15 protein-coding genes are annotated in these 15,175 nt (G+C 72.5%); 11 read left to right on the top strand and 4 right to left on the bottom strand.

What is annotated here, in order from left to right:
• The first annotated feature begins 62 nt into the window (after window positions 1-62).
• The 6 genes from Q1B24_RS09800 to Q1B24_RS09775 all read left to right on the top strand — a co-directional run bounded on the left by Q1B24_RS09800 (window position 63) and on the right by Q1B24_RS09775 (window position 4,539).
• Window positions 63-1,064 carry an RNA polymerase subunit sigma-70 gene (locus Q1B24_RS09800; protein WP_299927042.1) on the top strand — a complete coding sequence of 334 codons (1,002 nt, stop codon included), beginning with the start codon at window positions 63-65 and terminating at the stop codon, window positions 1,062-1,064.
• Window positions 1,061-1,447 (top strand): DUF6069 family protein, encoded by a 387-nt coding sequence (locus tag Q1B24_RS09795; protein ID WP_299927039.1) that lies wholly within the window; start codon window positions 1,061-1,063, stop codon window positions 1,445-1,447. The genes Q1B24_RS09800 and Q1B24_RS09795 overlap by 4 nt, the downstream gene beginning before the upstream one ends.
• A 303-nt stretch (window positions 1,448-1,750) precedes the next feature.
• Window positions 1,751-2,062: a hypothetical protein gene (locus Q1B24_RS09790; protein WP_299927037.1), complete on the top strand. Its 312-nt coding sequence runs from the start codon at window positions 1,751-1,753 to the stop codon at window positions 2,060-2,062.
• A 41-nt stretch (window positions 2,063-2,103) separates the two neighbouring features.
• The gene (locus Q1B24_RS09785) at window positions 2,104-2,973 is read left to right on the top strand and encodes an aldo/keto reductase (RefSeq protein WP_299927034.1); all 870 of its coding nucleotides are present in this window, start codon (window positions 2,104-2,106) and stop codon (window positions 2,971-2,973) included.
• Between the two features lie 11 nt (window positions 2,974-2,984).
• On the top strand, window positions 2,985-3,974 hold the full coding sequence (locus Q1B24_RS09780) for an SDR family NAD(P)-dependent oxidoreductase (protein WP_299927031.1): 990 nt from the start codon (window positions 2,985-2,987) through the stop codon (window positions 3,972-3,974).
• A gap of 10 nt (window positions 3,975-3,984) precedes the next feature.
• Window positions 3,985-4,539 (top strand): GNAT family protein, encoded by a 555-nt coding sequence (locus tag Q1B24_RS09775; protein WP_299927028.1) that lies wholly within the window; start codon window positions 3,985-3,987, stop codon window positions 4,537-4,539.
• A 177-nt stretch (window positions 4,540-4,716) separates the two neighbouring features.
• Here the strand turns inward: Q1B24_RS09775 and Q1B24_RS09770 are convergent, their stop codons facing one another.
• Entirely contained in the window at window positions 4,717-6,435 is a 1,719-nt protein-coding gene (locus tag Q1B24_RS09770) for a BCCT family transporter (protein ID WP_299927026.1), read from the bottom strand.
• 164 nt (window positions 6,436-6,599) lie between these two features.
• Here Q1B24_RS09770 and Q1B24_RS09765 point away from each other — a divergent pair, with 164 nt between their 5' ends.
• Together Q1B24_RS09765 and katG are read left to right on the top strand one after the other, a co-directional pair.
• The gene (locus Q1B24_RS09765) at window positions 6,600-7,043 is read left to right on the top strand and encodes a Fur family transcriptional regulator (RefSeq protein WP_299927023.1); all 444 of its coding nucleotides are present in this window, start codon (window positions 6,600-6,602) and stop codon (window positions 7,041-7,043) included.
• Window positions 7,040-9,313, top strand: coding sequence for a catalase/peroxidase HPI (gene katG, locus Q1B24_RS09760; protein WP_299927021.1), 2,274 nt, complete (start codon window positions 7,040-7,042; stop codon window positions 9,311-9,313). The genes Q1B24_RS09765 and katG overlap by 4 nt, the downstream gene beginning before the upstream one ends.
• Before the next feature lie 111 nt (window positions 9,314-9,424).
• Here katG and Q1B24_RS09755 read toward each other — a convergent pair whose 3' ends face one another.
• The gene (locus Q1B24_RS09755) at window positions 9,425-9,865 is read right to left on the bottom strand and encodes an MOSC domain-containing protein (RefSeq protein ID WP_299927018.1); all 441 of its coding nucleotides are present in this window, start codon (window positions 9,863-9,865) and stop codon (window positions 9,425-9,427) included.
• 67 nt (window positions 9,866-9,932) lie between these two features.
• Between Q1B24_RS09755 and Q1B24_RS09750 the strand changes: the two genes are divergently transcribed.
• Window positions 9,933-10,529, top strand: coding sequence for a DinB family protein (locus Q1B24_RS09750; protein WP_299927015.1), 597 nt, complete (start codon window positions 9,933-9,935; stop codon window positions 10,527-10,529).
• A gap of 73 nt (window positions 10,530-10,602) precedes the next feature.
• Entirely contained in the window at window positions 10,603-12,147 is a 1,545-nt protein-coding gene (locus Q1B24_RS09745; RefSeq protein ID WP_299927012.1) for an alanine/glycine:cation symporter family protein, read from the top strand.
• Here the strand turns inward: Q1B24_RS09745 and Q1B24_RS09740 are convergent.
• The gene (locus Q1B24_RS09740) at window positions 12,110-13,015 is read right to left on the bottom strand and encodes a phosphatase PAP2 family protein (protein WP_299927009.1); all 906 of its coding nucleotides are present in this window, start codon (window positions 13,013-13,015) and stop codon (window positions 12,110-12,112) included. The genes Q1B24_RS09745 and Q1B24_RS09740 overlap by 38 nt on opposite strands.
• 31 nt (window positions 13,016-13,046) lie before the next feature.
• Window positions 13,047-14,207, bottom strand: a complete 1,161-nt coding sequence (locus Q1B24_RS09735) for a prolyl oligopeptidase family serine peptidase (RefSeq protein ID WP_299927006.1) — start codon at window positions 14,205-14,207, stop codon at window positions 13,047-13,049.
• An 89-nt stretch (window positions 14,208-14,296) separates the two neighbouring features.
• Between Q1B24_RS09735 and Q1B24_RS09730 the strand changes: the two genes are divergently transcribed.
• Complete coding sequence (locus tag Q1B24_RS09730) at window positions 14,297-15,166, top strand: sigma-70 family RNA polymerase sigma factor (protein ID WP_299927004.1); 870 nt, start codon at window positions 14,297-14,299, stop codon at window positions 15,164-15,166.
• Window positions 15,167-15,175: the final 9 nt, after the last annotated feature.

Here is a 15,175-nt window from a genome sequence, read left to right as displayed (position 1 = left end):
GTTCGCCGCTCGATCGCCGTCATACCGATGACAGGACACGCGAACGGACGAGAGGTTGGACGATGACGATCGACATGCGCATCGAGGAGGTCGGCGTGAGCAGTCTCCACGACGTGGACGAGGCCGGGTTCGCGGAGCTCGCCGAGCGGCACGGACGCGAGCTGCACGTCCACTGCTACCGGATGCTGGGGTCGTTCCAGGACGCCGAGGACGCGGTGCAGGAGACGTTCCTCAAGGCCTGGCGCGCCCGGGCGTCGTACGAAGGGCGCTCGACGGTGCGGGCCTGGCTGTACCGCATCGCCACCAACGCCTGCCTCGACCTGCTCGCCAAGCGTCGGCCCGAGCCGGCGGCCGGCGGCGAGGTGCGGTGGCTGCAGCCCTACCCCGACAGCCTCCTCGACGAGCTGCCCGCGGACGTCGCCGACGAGCCGGAGAGCCGGGCGCTCGCGCGGGAGACGATCGAGCTGGCCTACGTCGTCGCGGTGCAGCACCTCGCCCCGCGCCCGCGTGCCGTGCTGGTCCTGCGCGACGTGCTCGGGTGGCCGGCCAAGGACGTCGCCGAGCTGCTCGGCGACTCGGTCAACTCGGTCAACAGCGCGCTCCAGCGGGCCCGCGCCGGGATGCGTGAGCACCTGCCCGTCGAGCGCCAGGAGTGGACCGGCGCAGACACGGACGCGGAGAACCGCGACCTCGTACGCCGCTTCACCGAGGCGAGCACCGCCACCGACCTCGACGCGATCGCCGCGATGATGCGCGACGACGTCCGCTACTCCATGCCGCCGTGGGAGGGCCTCGTCGTCGGTCGCGACGCGGTCGTCGCGGACTGGACGGCCAACGGCTACCCCGGGATGACCGGACTGCGTGGCGTCCCGACGGCGGTGAACCGCCAGCCAGCGGTCGCCTACTACCTCTGGAACGAAGAGGCGGCCGCCCACCTGCCGCTCACGATCGACGTGCTGCGCGTCTCCGGCGGGCAGATCGCCGAGGTCACCATCTTCGACGCCGAGCGGTTCGCCTCGCTCGGGCTGCCGGAGCGCCTGCCCGCCGAGGGAGAGGTCCGGTGAGGGGCGCGCGGACGATCGCCGTCGGGCTGGGCGCCGCGGTCGCGGCCGCCGCCCTCAACGCCGCCGTCGCCGCCCTCGCCCGAGCCGCCGGCGTCGACCTCGAGGTCACCGGCGGGGAGTCGATCCCGGTGTCGGGCATCGCCTTCGTGACCGTCGTGCTCTCGGCCGTGGGCGTGCTGATCGCGGCGGCGCTGTCGCGGTGGAGCGCCAGCCCGGTCCGGTGGTGGGTCCGCACGACCGTGGCGCTGACCGCCCTGTCGCTCGTGCCGCCGTTCCTGGCGGCGGCCGACGCCGCCACCGCCGTGACCCTCGTCGTGCTCCACCTCCTCGCCGCAGCGGTGGTCGTCCCGGCCGTCGCCCGGACGCTCCACGCGCCGGCCTGAGCACGCCGGCGTACTCCACCGGCGTACTGCAGGGGGAGTACGCCGACCCCGCGAGTGACTCCCAGCGGCGGACGCGCCGCCGGGGTCACCGACGAGAGCGTGGCCGGCATGGACACCACACGCGCCCGGCCAGGTCGGATCGTCGCGATCCTCCACGCCTTCCCACCCAGCTCGTCGTGCTCGCCTACGAGACCGGGCTGGTCACGGCGGGCGGGTGAGCGGGCGTACCTCCGCTGGCGGGACCCGGGCCGGACCGCCGACGGGGTGAGGCGGCAGGGGAGGGGCGTGCCTAGCGTCGGAGGCATGGGACACCAGCCACCGAAGGACGTGCAGGAGGCCGCGCAGCGCGCGGTCCGGTGGATCGAGGAGGGGAAGGCCGGCAAGGGCTTCACCGACGTCGGTCGCCACCGCGCCCACCAGCTCGCCGAGGGCCAGGAGGTGAGCGACGACGACGTGACGAAGATGAAGGCCTACTTCGCGCGGCACACCGTCGACAAGGACGCCGAGGGGTTCACCCGGGATGGGGACGGCTACCCGTCGCCGGGCCGTGTCGCGTGGGACGCCTGGGGTGGCGACGCCGGCGAGCGCTGGGTGGGCACCATCGAGCTCGACTGACGTCGGCTCCGCCTGACCGCGCGGGCCGTAGGGTCGAGGACATGCAGACTCGCACTTTCGGCACCCAGCAGGTCGGCGCCATCGGGCTCGGCCTGATGACCTTCGACCAGACCGGCACCCAGCCCCGGCAGCAGCTCCTCGACACCGTCTCCGCGGCCCTCGACGCGGGCGTCACCCTCTTCGACACCGCCGACGCCTACGGCCCCGGCGACGAGAAGGGCGCCGGTGCTCAGGGGGAGAACGAGCGGCTGATCGCCTCGATCCTCGACGAGCTCGGCGTGCGCGACCTGGTCGTGCTGGCCACCAAGGGCGGCCACGTCCGCACCGAGGGCGGCGGCTGGGACACCGACAGCTCGCCCGCCCACCTCCGCGAGGCCGTGGACGCCAGCCTCCAGCGCCTCGGCGTGGAGCAGATCGCGCTCTGGCAGCACCACCGCCCGGACCCGAAGGTGTCCTACGACGAGGTGATCGTCACCCTCAAGGAGATCGCCGACAGCGGCAAGGTGGCGCACGTGGGGCTCTCCAACGCCGACCCGCAGCAGATCCGCGACGCCCACGCCGTCCTCGGCGACGCACTGGTCAGCGTGCAGAACCAGTTCAGCCCGAAGTTCCGCTCCTCGCGTCCCGAGATCGAGGTCTGCGAGGAGCTCGGGCTCGCCTTCCTGCCGTGGAGCCCGCTCGGCGGGCTGTCCGACGCCAAGGAGCTCGCCGACAAGCACCCTGCCTTCGCCGAGATCGCGCAGGAGCGCGGGGTGAGCGCCCAGCAGGTCGCCCTCGCGTGGGAGCTCGCCCAGTCGCCGGTCGTGATCCCGATCCCGGGCGCCAAGCGACCCTCCTCCATCACCGACTCGGCCGCTGCCGCGGACATCGAGCTCACCGCCGACGAGCTCGCACGGCTCGACGCGAGCTGAACCCGGACGCCATGACCCGCCCCGCCCTCGCCCGCGCGGTCGACGTGGTCCTGGACCGCTCGGTGGTCCTCGGCTACACCACGGTCGGCCTCGCGGTGCGGCGGGCGCTGCCCGGCTGGCCGGCCGGCCCCCTGCCGCGATCGCTCGAGGGCCGGCACGTGCTGGTCACCGGAGCGAGCTCCGGTCTCGGCGCGGCGACCGCCGACGGGCTGGCCGGCCTCGGCGCCGCGGTGCACCTCCTGGTGCGCGACGAGGCCAAGGGGGCCGGGGTCGCCGATCGGATCCGGGCCGCGCACCCCGGCGCAAAGCTGCGGCTCTGGCGGTGCGACGTCGCCGACCTCGACGACGTACGACGCTTCGCGACCGAGCTCGCCGCAGAGGTCTCCGACCTCCACGCGGTGGTGCACAACGCGGGCGTGATGCCGCCCGAGCGGACCGAGTCGCCCCAGGGCCACGAGCTCAGCATGGCGGTCCACCTCGTCGGGCCGGTGGTGATGACCGAGGCGCTGCGCGGTCCGCTCGCGGCCGGTGCGGTGGGCGGGCGTGTGGTGCTGGTCAGCAGCGGCGGGATGTACGGCCAGCCGCTGCGGGCCGACGACCCGGGCTGCACCACTGGGGACTACTCACCGACGACGTCCTACGCCCGGTCCAAGCGCTGGCAGGTCGAGATGGCCCCGCTGCTCGCCGAACGCTGGTCGGCCGACCGGATCACCGTCGCGACGATGCACCCCGGCTGGGCCGACACCCCGGGCGTACGGGAGTCGCTGCCGACGTTCCGCCGGGTCACCCGGCCGGTGCTGCGCGACGACGCGCAGGGTGCCGACACCACCGTCTGGCTCACGGCCGTCGAGCCCGCCCCGCCGACCGGTCGCTTCTGGCACGACCGGGTCGAGCGCCCGACCAACCTCCTGCCGACCACCCGGGCGAGCGACGCCGACCGGGCTCGTGCCTGGGCGTGGCTGGCGGCCGCGGCCGGGCTGGACGGAGCGGCGGGCACCTAGGGTGTCGCGGGTGCTGAGCCTGCAGATCGACGACGCCCGCCTGACCGACCTCGAGCCCTGGCACGCCGAGCAGCTGGCCGGGCTGTTCCGCGCGCACGGCGCCGACTTCTACGACTGGCTGCCGTGGGAGGGCTTCGAGGACGTCGACGGCGCCCGCGGCTTCATCGAGTCCTTCGCCAAGGCGCGCGGCGAGGGAACCCGGCGGCTCTACGGCATCTGGGTCGACGGCGAGCTCGTCGGCGGCACGCTCTTCCCGAGCATCAACGCCCGCTCCCGGACCGCGGAGGCGGGCGTCTTCCTCGCCGCGTCCGCCCGCGGGCGCGGGATCGTCACCCGCGCGGTCGCCGCCATGCTCGACTGGGCGTTCGTCGAGCGCGGCCTGCTCCGCGTCGAGTGGCGCTGCGCCCCGGGCAACCACGCCAGCCGCCGCGTCGCCGAGCGTCTCGGCTTCACCCACGAGGGCACGCTCCGCGAGGTGTTCCCCGTGCGGGACGAGCGCCAGGACCTCGAGGTCTGGGCGCTCCTGGCCCGGGAGTGGTCCGGGCTGCCGCCCCGGGCGGGGTAGTCCAGTGGGTTCTGGCTGCCGGCGGGGGTAGTCCAGTGGGTTGTGGCTGCCGGCGGGGTAGTCCAGTGGGTTGTGGTGGTTGCCGGGCCGGTTTCCCAGCCACTTTTCACTGGACTACCCCACGGCAGGCTGGGGGCAGCCACTTCCCACTGGACTACCCCGACCGGCCGCCGCGCGTCAGACCTTGGTCTCCGGCCGCGACCGCGGGCGATCGTCGCGGATCGGTCCGGGGGTGCTGCCGTTGACGCGGGCGACCTCGCCGGCGACCTCGGCAGCGAGCAGCCGGCGTTCGGCGCGCTCCATCAGCCAGTTCTCGTGGAGGAGGGCCTTGCCGGTCGCCACCATCATCCCGATCATCACGAGGCTGAACGGGAGCGCGAGCAGGATCGCCATGGTCTGGAGGGCGCTGAGCCCGTCGCCCCCGGTCACTGCGCCGGCGATCAGGAGGGTCGCGGCGACCACTCCTTCCATGACCGCCCAGAAGATGCGGCTCCACACCGGCGGCTCGGGGTCGCCGCCGCTGGCCAGCATGTCGACCACGAACGACCCGGAGTCCGAGCTGGTCACGAAGAACACGATGACCAGGATCATCGCCACGACGCTCAGCAGGCCGGAGGCCGGCAGGCCCCCGAGGAACTGGAAGAGCGCTGCGTCGGTGGACACCGCGCCGTCCTCGCCGATCAGGCCACCCTCGCCGAACATCTCGCGGTAGATCGCGGAGCCGCCCAGCACCGAGAACCACAGGAAGGTGACGAGGGTGGGCACCAGCAGCACGCCGGTGACGAACTCACGCACGGTGCGGCCGCGGGAGATGCGGGCGATGAACACGCCGACGAACGGCGCCCAGCTCATCCACCAGCCCCAGTAGAAGGTGGTCCAGCCGGACAGCCAGCTGCGTCCCTCCTCGCCCTGGAAGCTCATCGTGCGGAAGGAGAGCTCGAAGAAGTTGCGGAGGTAGGAGCCGATCTGCTGGACGAAGTCGCCCAGGATGAAGACGGTCGGGCCGAGGATGGCCACGACGACCAGCAGCGCGGCCGCCATGCCCATGTTGATGTTGGACAGCCACTTGATGCCCTTGTCGACGCCGGTGGCGACGGAGACGATCGCGATGGCGCTGATGCCGACGATGAGCAGCACCTTGAGGGTGGTCGAGGACTCGTCGACCACGCCGAGGTAGGCGAGGCCCGCGCCGACCTGGCTGACGCCGAAGCCGAGCGAGGTCGCGACGCCGAAGAGCGTGCCGACGATGGCGATCACGTCGATGACGTCACCCAGGGTGCCCTTGACGCGGTCGCCGAAGATCGGCTCGAGCGCCCAGCGGATCGACACCGGGCGGCCCTTGCGGTGCACGGCGTAGGCGATCGAGAGACCCACGACGACGTAGATGCCCCAGGCGTGCAGGCCCCAGTGCAGGAAGGTGCTGTCCATCGCGGCGCGAGCGGCCGCGGCCTCGCCGTCGGCGGTGCCGGGCGGAGGGGACGCGAAGTGGTTGAGCGGCTCGGCGACGCCCCAGAAGACCAGCCCGATGCCCATGCCGGCCGCGAAGAGCATCGCGAACCAGGACTTGAGGCCGAACTCGGGCTCCTCGTCGTCCTTGCCCAGCACCACCCGGCCCAGGGGTGAGTAGGCCACCCACAGGGAGAAGGCGATGAACGCGCTGACCAGGAGGACGTAGAACCACCCGAGGTCGCCGATGACCGTGTCGTTGAGCGTGGTGAGTGTGTCGCCGAGGCGCTCGGGGAGGGCCACGGCGAGCACGACGAACACCGAGATGATGGCAGCGGCAGGCCAGAACACCCGGGGCGCGGTGATGGCGGAGTCGGGTCGGAGGCCTGCCTGCACGGGCACCTCGGCCTCGCGCGGTGTCGCCGGTGGACTGTCTGGGGAGCTGGACACGTGTCTTCCTCACTGGTGGATCGGTCGGTCTGGGTCCGAGAGCCCGGTGACCATTCCACAGATCAACGTCCTCAAACCCGGGTGACGTCCCGCCCCGGGGAAGTGGTCAAAACTGTCACAAAGAAACTTGACTGGTTCAAGAAAGGGGGGCAGGGTGGGCGGAGATGGACGACAGCGAGTTCGAGCACCTGCTTCGCGGGGCTGACCTGAGGGTCACCCGTCCGCGTCTCGCCGTGCTCCGCGCCGTACGCCGTCAGCCGCACGCCGACACCGGCAGCGTCCTCGCCGCGGTGCGCACCGAGGAGCCGACCGTCTCCCACCAGGCGGTGTACGACGTCCTCGGCGCGCTCACCGACTCGGGGCTGGTCCGTCGGATCCAGCCCGCCGGCTCCGTGGCCCGCTACGAGCTGCGCGTCGGCGACAACCACCACCACGTGGTCTGCCGCTCGTGCGGCGTCGTCGCCGACGTCGACTGCGCGGTCGGCGTACGTCCCTGTCTCGACGCCTCCGACACCCACGGCTTCGTCATCGACGAGGCCGAGGTCACCTACTGGGGCCTGTGCCCCGCCTGCACCGTTCCCGCCCCACCGACGAAAGGTTCGCCATGACCGACAACCAGGACACCACCCCCGAGAGCCCCCAGGGGGTCGACCGGAAGGCCGAGGCCGGTTGCCCGGTCATGCACGACTCCGCGACCGCGCAGGGCAGCGAGAGCGAGAACCCGGTCATCGACTCGCCGGACCCGACCGGCCACCGCCCGCGCACCAACCAGGACTGGTGGCCCAACCAGCTCGACCTGTCGGTGCTCCACGCCCACTCGCCGAAGGGCAACCCGCTGGGTGCCGACTTCAGCTATCGCGACGAGTTCGCCAAGCTCGACGTCGAGGCGCTCAAGTCCGACATCGCCCAGACCCTGCGCACCTCGCAGGACTGGTGGCCCGCCGACTTCGGCCACTACGGCGGCCTGATGATCCGGATGAGCTGGCACTCGGCCGGCACCTACCGCGTGCACGACGGTCGCGGTGGCGCGGGTGACGGCGGCCAGCGCTTCGCCCCCCTCAACTCCTGGCCCGACAACGCCAACCTGGACAAGGCGCGCCGCCTGCTGTGGCCGGTGAAGCAGAAGTACGGCCAGAAGATCTCGTGGGCCGACCTGCTGGTGCTCGCGGGCAACGTGGCCCTCGAGGACATGGGCTTCGAGACCTTCGGCTTCGCCTTCGGCCGCGAGGACGTGTGGGAGCCGGAGGAGATCTTCTGGGGTCCCGAGGACACCTGGCTCGGCGACGAGCGCTACTCCGGCGAGCGTGAGCTCGGCGACGGCCTCGGCGCCGTCCAGATGGGCCTCATCTACGTCAACCCCGAAGGCCCCAACGGCAACCCCGACCCGGTGGCCTCGGCCCGCGACATCCGCGAGACCTTCGCCCGCATGGCGATGAACGACGAGGAGACCGTCGCCCTCATCGCCGGTGGCCACACCTTCGGCAAGACCCACGGCAACGGCGACGCCGACCTCATCGGCCCCGAGCCCGAGGGCGCGCCGCTGGAGAACCAGGGCCTCGGCTGGATCAGCTCGTACGGCTCGGGCAAGGCCGGCGACACCATCACCTCCGGCCTCGAGGTGACCTGGACCGACGTGCCGACCCAGTGGAGCAACCGCTACTTCGAGATCCTCTTCGGCTACGAGTGGGAGCTCACCGAGAGCCCGGCCGGCGCGAAGCAGTGGGTCGCGAAGACCGACGAGGCGATCATCCCCGACGCCCACGACCCGTCGAAGAAGCACCGCCCGACGATGCTCACCTCCGACCTCGCGCTGCGCTTCGACCCCACGTACGAGAAGATCTCGCGCCGCTTCCTGGAGAACCCCGACGAGTTCGCGACGGCGTTCGCCAAGGCCTGGTACAAGCTGCTGCACCGCGACATGGGCCCCGTCGGCCCGCACCTGCTCGGCCCGTGGGTCCCCGAGGCCCAGCTCTGGCAGGACCCGGTTCCGGCGGTCGAGGGCGAGCTGGTCGGCGACGCCGACGTCGCCTCGCTCAAGGAGAAGCTGCTCGGCTCGGGCCTGTCGGTCTCGCAGCTCGTCGCCCTGGCCTGGGCGTCCGCGGCGACCTACCGCCACACCGACCGACGCGGCGGCGCCAACGGCGCGCGCATCCGCCTCGAGCCGCAGCGCAGCTGGGCAGCCCACGCCGACCTCGACCTCGACACGTCCCTCGCGGCGATCGAGCGCGTGCAGCAGGAGTTCAACGCAGCCGGCGGCGCCCAGGTGTCGCTGGCCGACCTGATCGTGCTCGGCGGTGCCGCGGCGATCGAGAAGGGGGCCAAGGACGCCGGTCACGACGTGACGGTGCCCTTCACCCCGGGTCGTACGGACGCCTCGCAGGAGGAGACCGACGTCGACTCGTTCCGCTGGCTCGAGCCCCGCGCCGACGGCTTCCGCAACTGGCTGCGCCAGGGCGAGAAGCTGCAGCCCGAGAAGCTGCTCGTCGAGAAGGCCTACATGCTGGGGCTCTCGGCCCCGCAGATGACGGTCCTGCTCGGCGGCCTGCGTGCCCTCGGCGCCAACGCCGGTGGCACCTCGCACGGCGTGCTCACCGACCGGCCCGGCGTGCTGAGCCACGACTTCTTCGCCAACCTGCTGTCCCCGGGCACGCAGTGGAAGGCGTCGCAGTCCGACGAGGGCGTCTACGAGATCCGCGACCTCGCCTCGGGCGACGTGAAGTGGACGGCCACCGCGGTCGACCTGGTGCTGGGCTCCAACTCCCAGCTCCGGGCGCTCGCCGAGGTCTACGCCAGCGAGGACGCGGGCGACAAGTTCGTCACCGACTTCGTCGCCGCGTGGGCCCAGGTCATGGACAACGACCGGTTCGACCTGCGCTGACCGGTTCGACCACCAGCGGCCCGGACTCCCTCGCGGGGGTCCGGGCCGCTCGGCGTCCCAGGCCCCTGTGCCGCAGACGTCATGGGAATGGGCGGTTCGGACCGCCGATTCTCATGACGTCGTGCGTGCCTCGTCGCCGACCCGGATCGTGCCGGACGACAGCAGCCGGAAGACGGTGCCGCCGCGCGGCGAGCGCAGCGCCTGCATCGCACCCTCGCCGAGCCAGTCGTCGAGGAGCCGGCAGGGCGCGGCGATCCGGACGACCTCCAGCTCGACGCCGCCGATGGTCATCCGCTCGCCAGGCCGGGTCGGGATCGGTCCGTGGTCGAGGGTGATGTTGCGCCGGGTGAGCCCGGGGTCGACGGGGCGGCCGAGCAGCTCGGCCGCGACGGCCAGGTCGTCGAGAGCCTGCACGGTCACGTGCCGGTGCCGGGCCCCGTGGTAGCGGTCGCCGACCAGGCCGACGCCCGCCTCCGCCTCCACCGCCTCGACCGACCTCGTCGGGATCTTCCGGCCCGGGGCGACGTGGATCGCGTGCACGAGGGAGGTCACGCGTGCGACCGTACGTCGCTGCCGCAACGGGGTCGCCATCGTCCGGCTCCGGCGGGATGATCGGCAGATGACCGACCTGGACGACCCCAAGGTGGCACTCCTCCACTACCTCCAGCGCACCCGCGAGGCGCTGCTGTGGAAGCTCGACGGGCTCGGCGAGCGCGACCTCCGGCTGCCGCGGACGCCTACTGGCACCAACCTGCTCGGCATCGTCCGGCACGTCGCCAACGTCGAGATCGGCTACTTCGGGCCGACGTTCGGGCGCGAGTGGCCCGACCCCGACCACCCCTTGGTGGTGTCGGACGCGGACTACGACGCCGACCCCCAGGCCGACTGGTGGGTGCCGGCGTCGGTGCCGGCGGAGCAGGTCGTCGAGCTCTACCGGTCGGTGTGGGCCTTCAGCGACGCCACCGTCGCCGAGCTCCCGCTCGACGCCGCAGGGAGTGTCGCGTGGTGGCCGCCGAGGAGTCGGGACGTGACCCTGCACCGGATCCTCGTGCACGTCCTGGCCGACACCACCCGCCATGCCGGCCACGCCGACGTCCTGCGCGAGGGCATCGACGGCGCCGCCGGGCTCCGGTCGGAGGTCACCAACCTGCCCGACGTCGACTGGCCGGCGTACGTCACCCGGCTGACGCGCGTCGCCGAGGAGTTCCCGGCCTGACGCCAGGACTGCCACGGAACTGTCACACCTCTGTCGTTGAGGTCGACCGGGGACGGCTGGTTGCATCCTGGGGATGAACCCGGATGCGACGGTCCTGGCCACGCAGTGGGAGTGGATCTCCACTGTCGAGAGTGCGATCAACTCGGCCTTCGACCCGATCGCCGAGGCGGTGGCCTCGGTGATCTTCTACGCGCCGACGATCGCGGGGGTCACCTTCCCCCTCATCGTGCTGTGGCTCGTGGTGGCCGCGATCGTGTTCACGATCTACTTCAGGGGCATCCAGTTCACGTCCTGGCGCACCAGCCTCGACCTGGTGCGCGGCAAGTTCTCGCGGGCGAGCGACCCCGGCGAGGTGACCCACTTCCAGGCGCTGTCCTCGGCGGTGTCGGGCACGGTCGGGCTGGGCAACATCGCCGGTGTCGGCGCGGCGGTCACGATCGGTGGTCCGGGCGCGACGTTCTGGATGATCATCGCCGGCCTCTTCGGCATGTGCACGAAGTTCGTCGAGTGCACGCTCGGCGTGAAGTACCGCGAGGTGCACGAGGACGGCACCGTCACCGGGGGACCGTTCCGCTACCTCCCGATCGCCTTCGAGCGGTTCGGCAGCGGCGCCTCCCGCACCCTCACCGTCATCTTCGCCGTCGCGCTGTTCCTCTTCGGGGCCGTCGGCGGCAACATGTTCCAGGCCAACCAGACCTTCGCGCAGGCGCAGGAGGTCACCGGCGGTGAGGACGGCTTCCTCGGCTCCTCGGGTTCCGCGCTGATCTTCGGCCTCGTGCTGGCGTTCCTCGTCGGCGCCGTGATCATCGGCGGCATCACCTCCATCGCTCAGGTGACCTCCCGACTCGTCCCCGCGATGGCGCTGCTCTACCTGGGCACCTGCCTGCTCGTCATCCTCGGCAACCTCGTCAACGTCCCCGCCGCCATCGCCGAGATCATCTCCGGCGCCTTCAACCCCGAGGGCGTCGCCGGCGGCGCCATCGGCGTCCTCATCATCGGCTTCCAGCGGGCAGCCTTCTCCAACGAGGCCGGGGTCGGCTCCGCACCCATCGCACACTCGGCGGTGAAGACCAAGCACCCGGTCAGCGAGGGCTTCGTGGCGATGCTCGAGCCGTTCATCGACACCGTCGTCATCTGCACCATGACCGCCCTGACGATCGTGATCGCCGACTCGGCCTACTACGACGAGCAGCGCGAGGTCGTCGCCGGCGGCGGTCCCACGCCGGACGGCGTCGTGGTCACCTCACGCGCCTTCGAGACCTTCCTGCCGCAGTTCCCGGTGATCCTGGCCATCGCGGTGGCGCTCTTCGCGTTCTCCACCCTGATCACCTGGTCCTACTACACGATGAAGGCCTGGACCGAGCTCTTCGGACGGTCCCGGCGCAGCGAGGCGATCTTCAAGGTCGTCTTCTGCACCTTCACCGTCATCGGCAGCGTCATCACCTTCACCTCGGTCATCACCTTCGCCGACTCGATGCTCTTCGTCTGCGCGATCGTCAACCTGCTGGGCTGCTACCTGCTCCTGCCCAAGGTGCGCGACGAGCTGCGGTCCTTCCGGGAGGGTCGTCGTACGGGCGAGATCACGGAGGTCCCGGTCGAGGAGCGCGCCACGACCTGAGGGGCGGCGCGTCCTCACCCACGCCCATGGGCGCGGACAGCTGGGCGTACGTCGTGACGGCGAGGGCGGTGACCAGCGCGATGCCGGCCAGGACGACCCCGGCGTCGAGGAAGCCCGACCAGCCCCCGCCGGGGCGTACGCCGACCGCGAGGAGGCCGGCGGCGGCGAGCACGACGCCGGTGGTCGCGAAGATGCGGTGCGGCCGGCCGGGGTCGACGCCTGACATGCCACCGCGCAGCACGCTCCACACGACCAGGACCGCGGTGCCCCACGCCAGGCACACGAGCACGGCGCCCACGATGTCGGCGGGCCGGTGCCAGCTGGCGACGAGCATCGCGGTGGCGGTGACGGTGATCGCGGCGGAGCCCACGAGCGACACCGTGGTCCGTGCCTGACCCGGCACGACCAGCAGGGCGGCGAGCACCAGCGACACGACCACGGTCGCGTGGCCGCTCGGGTAGCTCGCGACGGTCAGGTTGCCGAAGTCGGGCCGTTCGGACCAGGCCTTCAGCGCCTGGGTGGTCAGGTTGGCGCCGACGACGAGGATGGCCGCCGCCGCGGCAGCGGCGTAGCGCCGGCGCAGCACGGCCGTCGCGATCAACAGGACGACGGCGAGCGCGACGGAGCCCAGCGAGACGTTGCCGAGCACGGCGACCAGCTGGCGGGTGGCGGCCCGGTCCCCGACGACGGCGTCCATGCCCACCTGGTCGAGGGCCTGGCCCAGGCGGGTCTGCTGGCTGCGGTCACCCAGCCACACCACGGCCACCCAGCTCAGCAGGCAGACGCCGAGACAGGCCGCGGTGCTGCGCCAGCGTTGCCACTGCTCGTGGGCGGGGCGCACCACCGCGGCGATGCGCTCCGTCGTCATGCCGTCATCGTGGCACGCCGACGAAGGGGCCTCAGGCGGGCATCCGGGCGTCGAGGAAGCGGACCGTGCGGTCCATCGCCGCGATGAAGGCCGGCCCGAACGCGTGCCCGTCGTCGTACCACTCCAGCGTGGCGTCGACGCCCGCCTGCGTCATCGCGCGCTGGGTGGCCCGCGCCCACGCAGGCGGGCAGGTGTCGTCGAACCGTCCGTGCACCATCAGCACCGGCTCGGTGACCTCGTCGAAGAGCGGTCGCGGCGAGACGCCTCGCCAGAACGCCGGATCCTCGGCGGGCAGCCCGTGCCGCCCGCGGAACTCCGCCTCGAGCGTCGGCAGCGGTGCGTCCGGACGCTGGAACTGGGCGAAGTTCTCCGCCTCCAGGCTCGAGACCGATGCCCACCCGACCCCGGCGGCGAAGAGCCCGGGCTCGGCGGTGAGCGCCTTCATCATCACGCCGCCGCCCATCGACCGCCCGAAGAGGGCGATCCGGTCGGGATCGACCCGCACGTCGTCCGACCTGCGCAGCGCGTGGTGCGCGGCGATCGCGTCGGCGGCGTAGCCGAGGCGCACCGCCTGCTCGATGCGCGGGTCGTCGGTCGACTCGGCGTGGTTGCGGTAGTCGACGTGCAGCGCGACGTAGCCGCGCTGGGCCAGGAACCCGCGCTCGCGCGTCATGCCCTGGCCGCGGACGTACACGGCCGGGTCGATGTAGCCGTGCGCCAGCACCACGGCCGGCCATCCCTGACCACCCCGGGGCCCGCGCCCGGTCGGCACGTTGAGCACGCCGCTGATCCTCAGCGGCGCCGTGCCCCGCCCGTTGGTCGTCGAGGCGAAGGTGACGTCGTACGACGTGTAGGCGGGCGTGCGCTCGCGCACCGCGCCCAGCCGCAGGCCGCCGCCGGTCAGGTCGGCCTGCGCCAGGGTGGCCATCGACACCGGGTGCGCCGGTTCGGGCTCCGCGGTCTGCTGCTCCGTGGGCTCCTCGGTGGGCTCCTCGGTCGGCTCGTCCGTCGGCTCCTCGCTGGGCTGCTCGTCCGGCTCGGCCGTGGCGGTGCTGGTTCGGGTGCTGCTCGCGCTGTCCGCGGAGCCGGGCGGGTCGGCCTCGCCCGCGTTGCTCGAGCAGCCGGCGAGCAGCACGAGCACCGCGGCGACGGTCGCGACCGGACCGGCGGGTCGGGGCCGGAGGGCGGTCATGCGCTCCAGTGTGCGCGACGGCTGGTCACATCCGCGGCCGCTGGTGCGTCGACTGGTCGAGACGACCTGCACGCGGAAGGGTGGGACCCATGGACCGGACCGAGGCCTTCGAGGCCGAACGTCCCCGGCTGCTCGGCATCGCGACGCGCGTGCTCGGAGACCACGCCGAGGCGGAGGACGTGGTGCAGCAGGCCTGGCTGCGGCTCGACCGGGCCGTCACCCGCGACGGCACCGAGATCGACAACCTGGCGGCCTGGCTGACCACCGTCACCACGCGCCTCTGCCTCGACCGGCTCCGTTCCCGGACGCCCGTCCCGGTCGAGGACCCGCACCTCGAGGACGCCGCCCTCGACCCGTCGTCCGATCCGGTGGCCGACCCCGCGGACGACGTCGCGCTGGCCGACACGGTCGGCATCGCGCTGCAGGCGGTCATCGACCGGCTGTCCCCGCGCGAGCGCGTCGCCTTCGTGCTGCACGACAGCTTCGGCTTCGACTTCGCCACCATCGGCGCGGTCCTCGACACCTCACCCGTGGCCGCCCGCAAGCTGGCCTCGCGGGCCCGGGCCAAGGTCGCCCAGCCGGCGCCCGAGGACGCGCTGGCCGACTGGGAGGTCGTCGACGCCTTCATGGCCGCGGCCCGCGGCGGCGACCTCGACCGGCTCCTGCAGCTGCTCGCACCCGACGCCGTCGTCGGCGCCGACGAGGCTGCGGTGCTCGCCGGGACCCCCGCCTCCATCGAGGGGCGTGGCGAGGTCGCGGCGTTCTTCAACGGCAGTGCGCAGGCGGCGATGGCCGTCTTCGTGGGCGACCGTCCGGCGTCGGCCTGGTTCCACCGGGGCGCGGCCGCGGTCGTCTTCGACTTCGAGGTCGTCGACGGGCGGGTCCGGGCGATCACCTTCCGCGCCGAGCCGTCCCTGCTGGCCCGGGTCGTCCGCCGCGACGGGCCCTCGGTCCGGTGACCCGGCGCG

This window comes from uncultured Nocardioides sp. (assembly GCF_947488025.1).
Lineage (GTDB): Bacteria > Actinomycetota > Actinomycetes > Propionibacteriales > Nocardioidaceae > Nocardioides.
Note: the sequence above shows the minus strand (reverse complement) of the source record. Positions and strands in the feature narration are given on the sequence as shown.

Coding starts and splice junctions, on each gene's coding strand:
- Q1B24_RS09790 (WP_299927037.1), top strand. CDS start 1,751: ATGGGACACCAGCCACCGAAGGACGTGCAGGAGGCCGCGCAGCGCGCG.
- katG (WP_299927021.1), top strand. CDS start 7,040: ATGACCGACAACCAGGACACCACCCCCGAGAGCCCCCAGGGGGTCGAC.
- Q1B24_RS09745 (WP_299927012.1), top strand. CDS start 10,603: ATGAACCCGGATGCGACGGTCCTGGCCACGCAGTGGGAGTGGATCTCC.
- Q1B24_RS09780 (WP_299927031.1), top strand. CDS start 2,985: ATGACCCGCCCCGCCCTCGCCCGCGCGGTCGACGTGGTCCTGGACCGC.
- Q1B24_RS09740 (WP_299927009.1), bottom strand. CDS start 13,015: ATGACGACGGAGCGCATCGCCGCGGTGGTGCGCCCCGCCCACGAGCAG.
- Q1B24_RS09785 (WP_299927034.1), top strand. CDS start 2,104: ATGCAGACTCGCACTTTCGGCACCCAGCAGGTCGGCGCCATCGGGCTC.
- Q1B24_RS09800 (WP_299927042.1), top strand. CDS start 63: ATGACGATCGACATGCGCATCGAGGAGGTCGGCGTGAGCAGTCTCCAC.
- Q1B24_RS09735 (WP_299927006.1), bottom strand. CDS start 14,207: ATGACCGCCCTCCGGCCCCGACCCGCCGGTCCGGTCGCGACCGTCGCC.
- Q1B24_RS09765 (WP_299927023.1), top strand. CDS start 6,600: ATGGACGACAGCGAGTTCGAGCACCTGCTTCGCGGGGCTGACCTGAGG.
- Q1B24_RS09750 (WP_299927015.1), top strand. CDS start 9,933: ATGACCGACCTGGACGACCCCAAGGTGGCACTCCTCCACTACCTCCAG.
- Q1B24_RS09730 (WP_299927004.1), top strand. CDS start 14,297: ATGGACCGGACCGAGGCCTTCGAGGCCGAACGTCCCCGGCTGCTCGGC.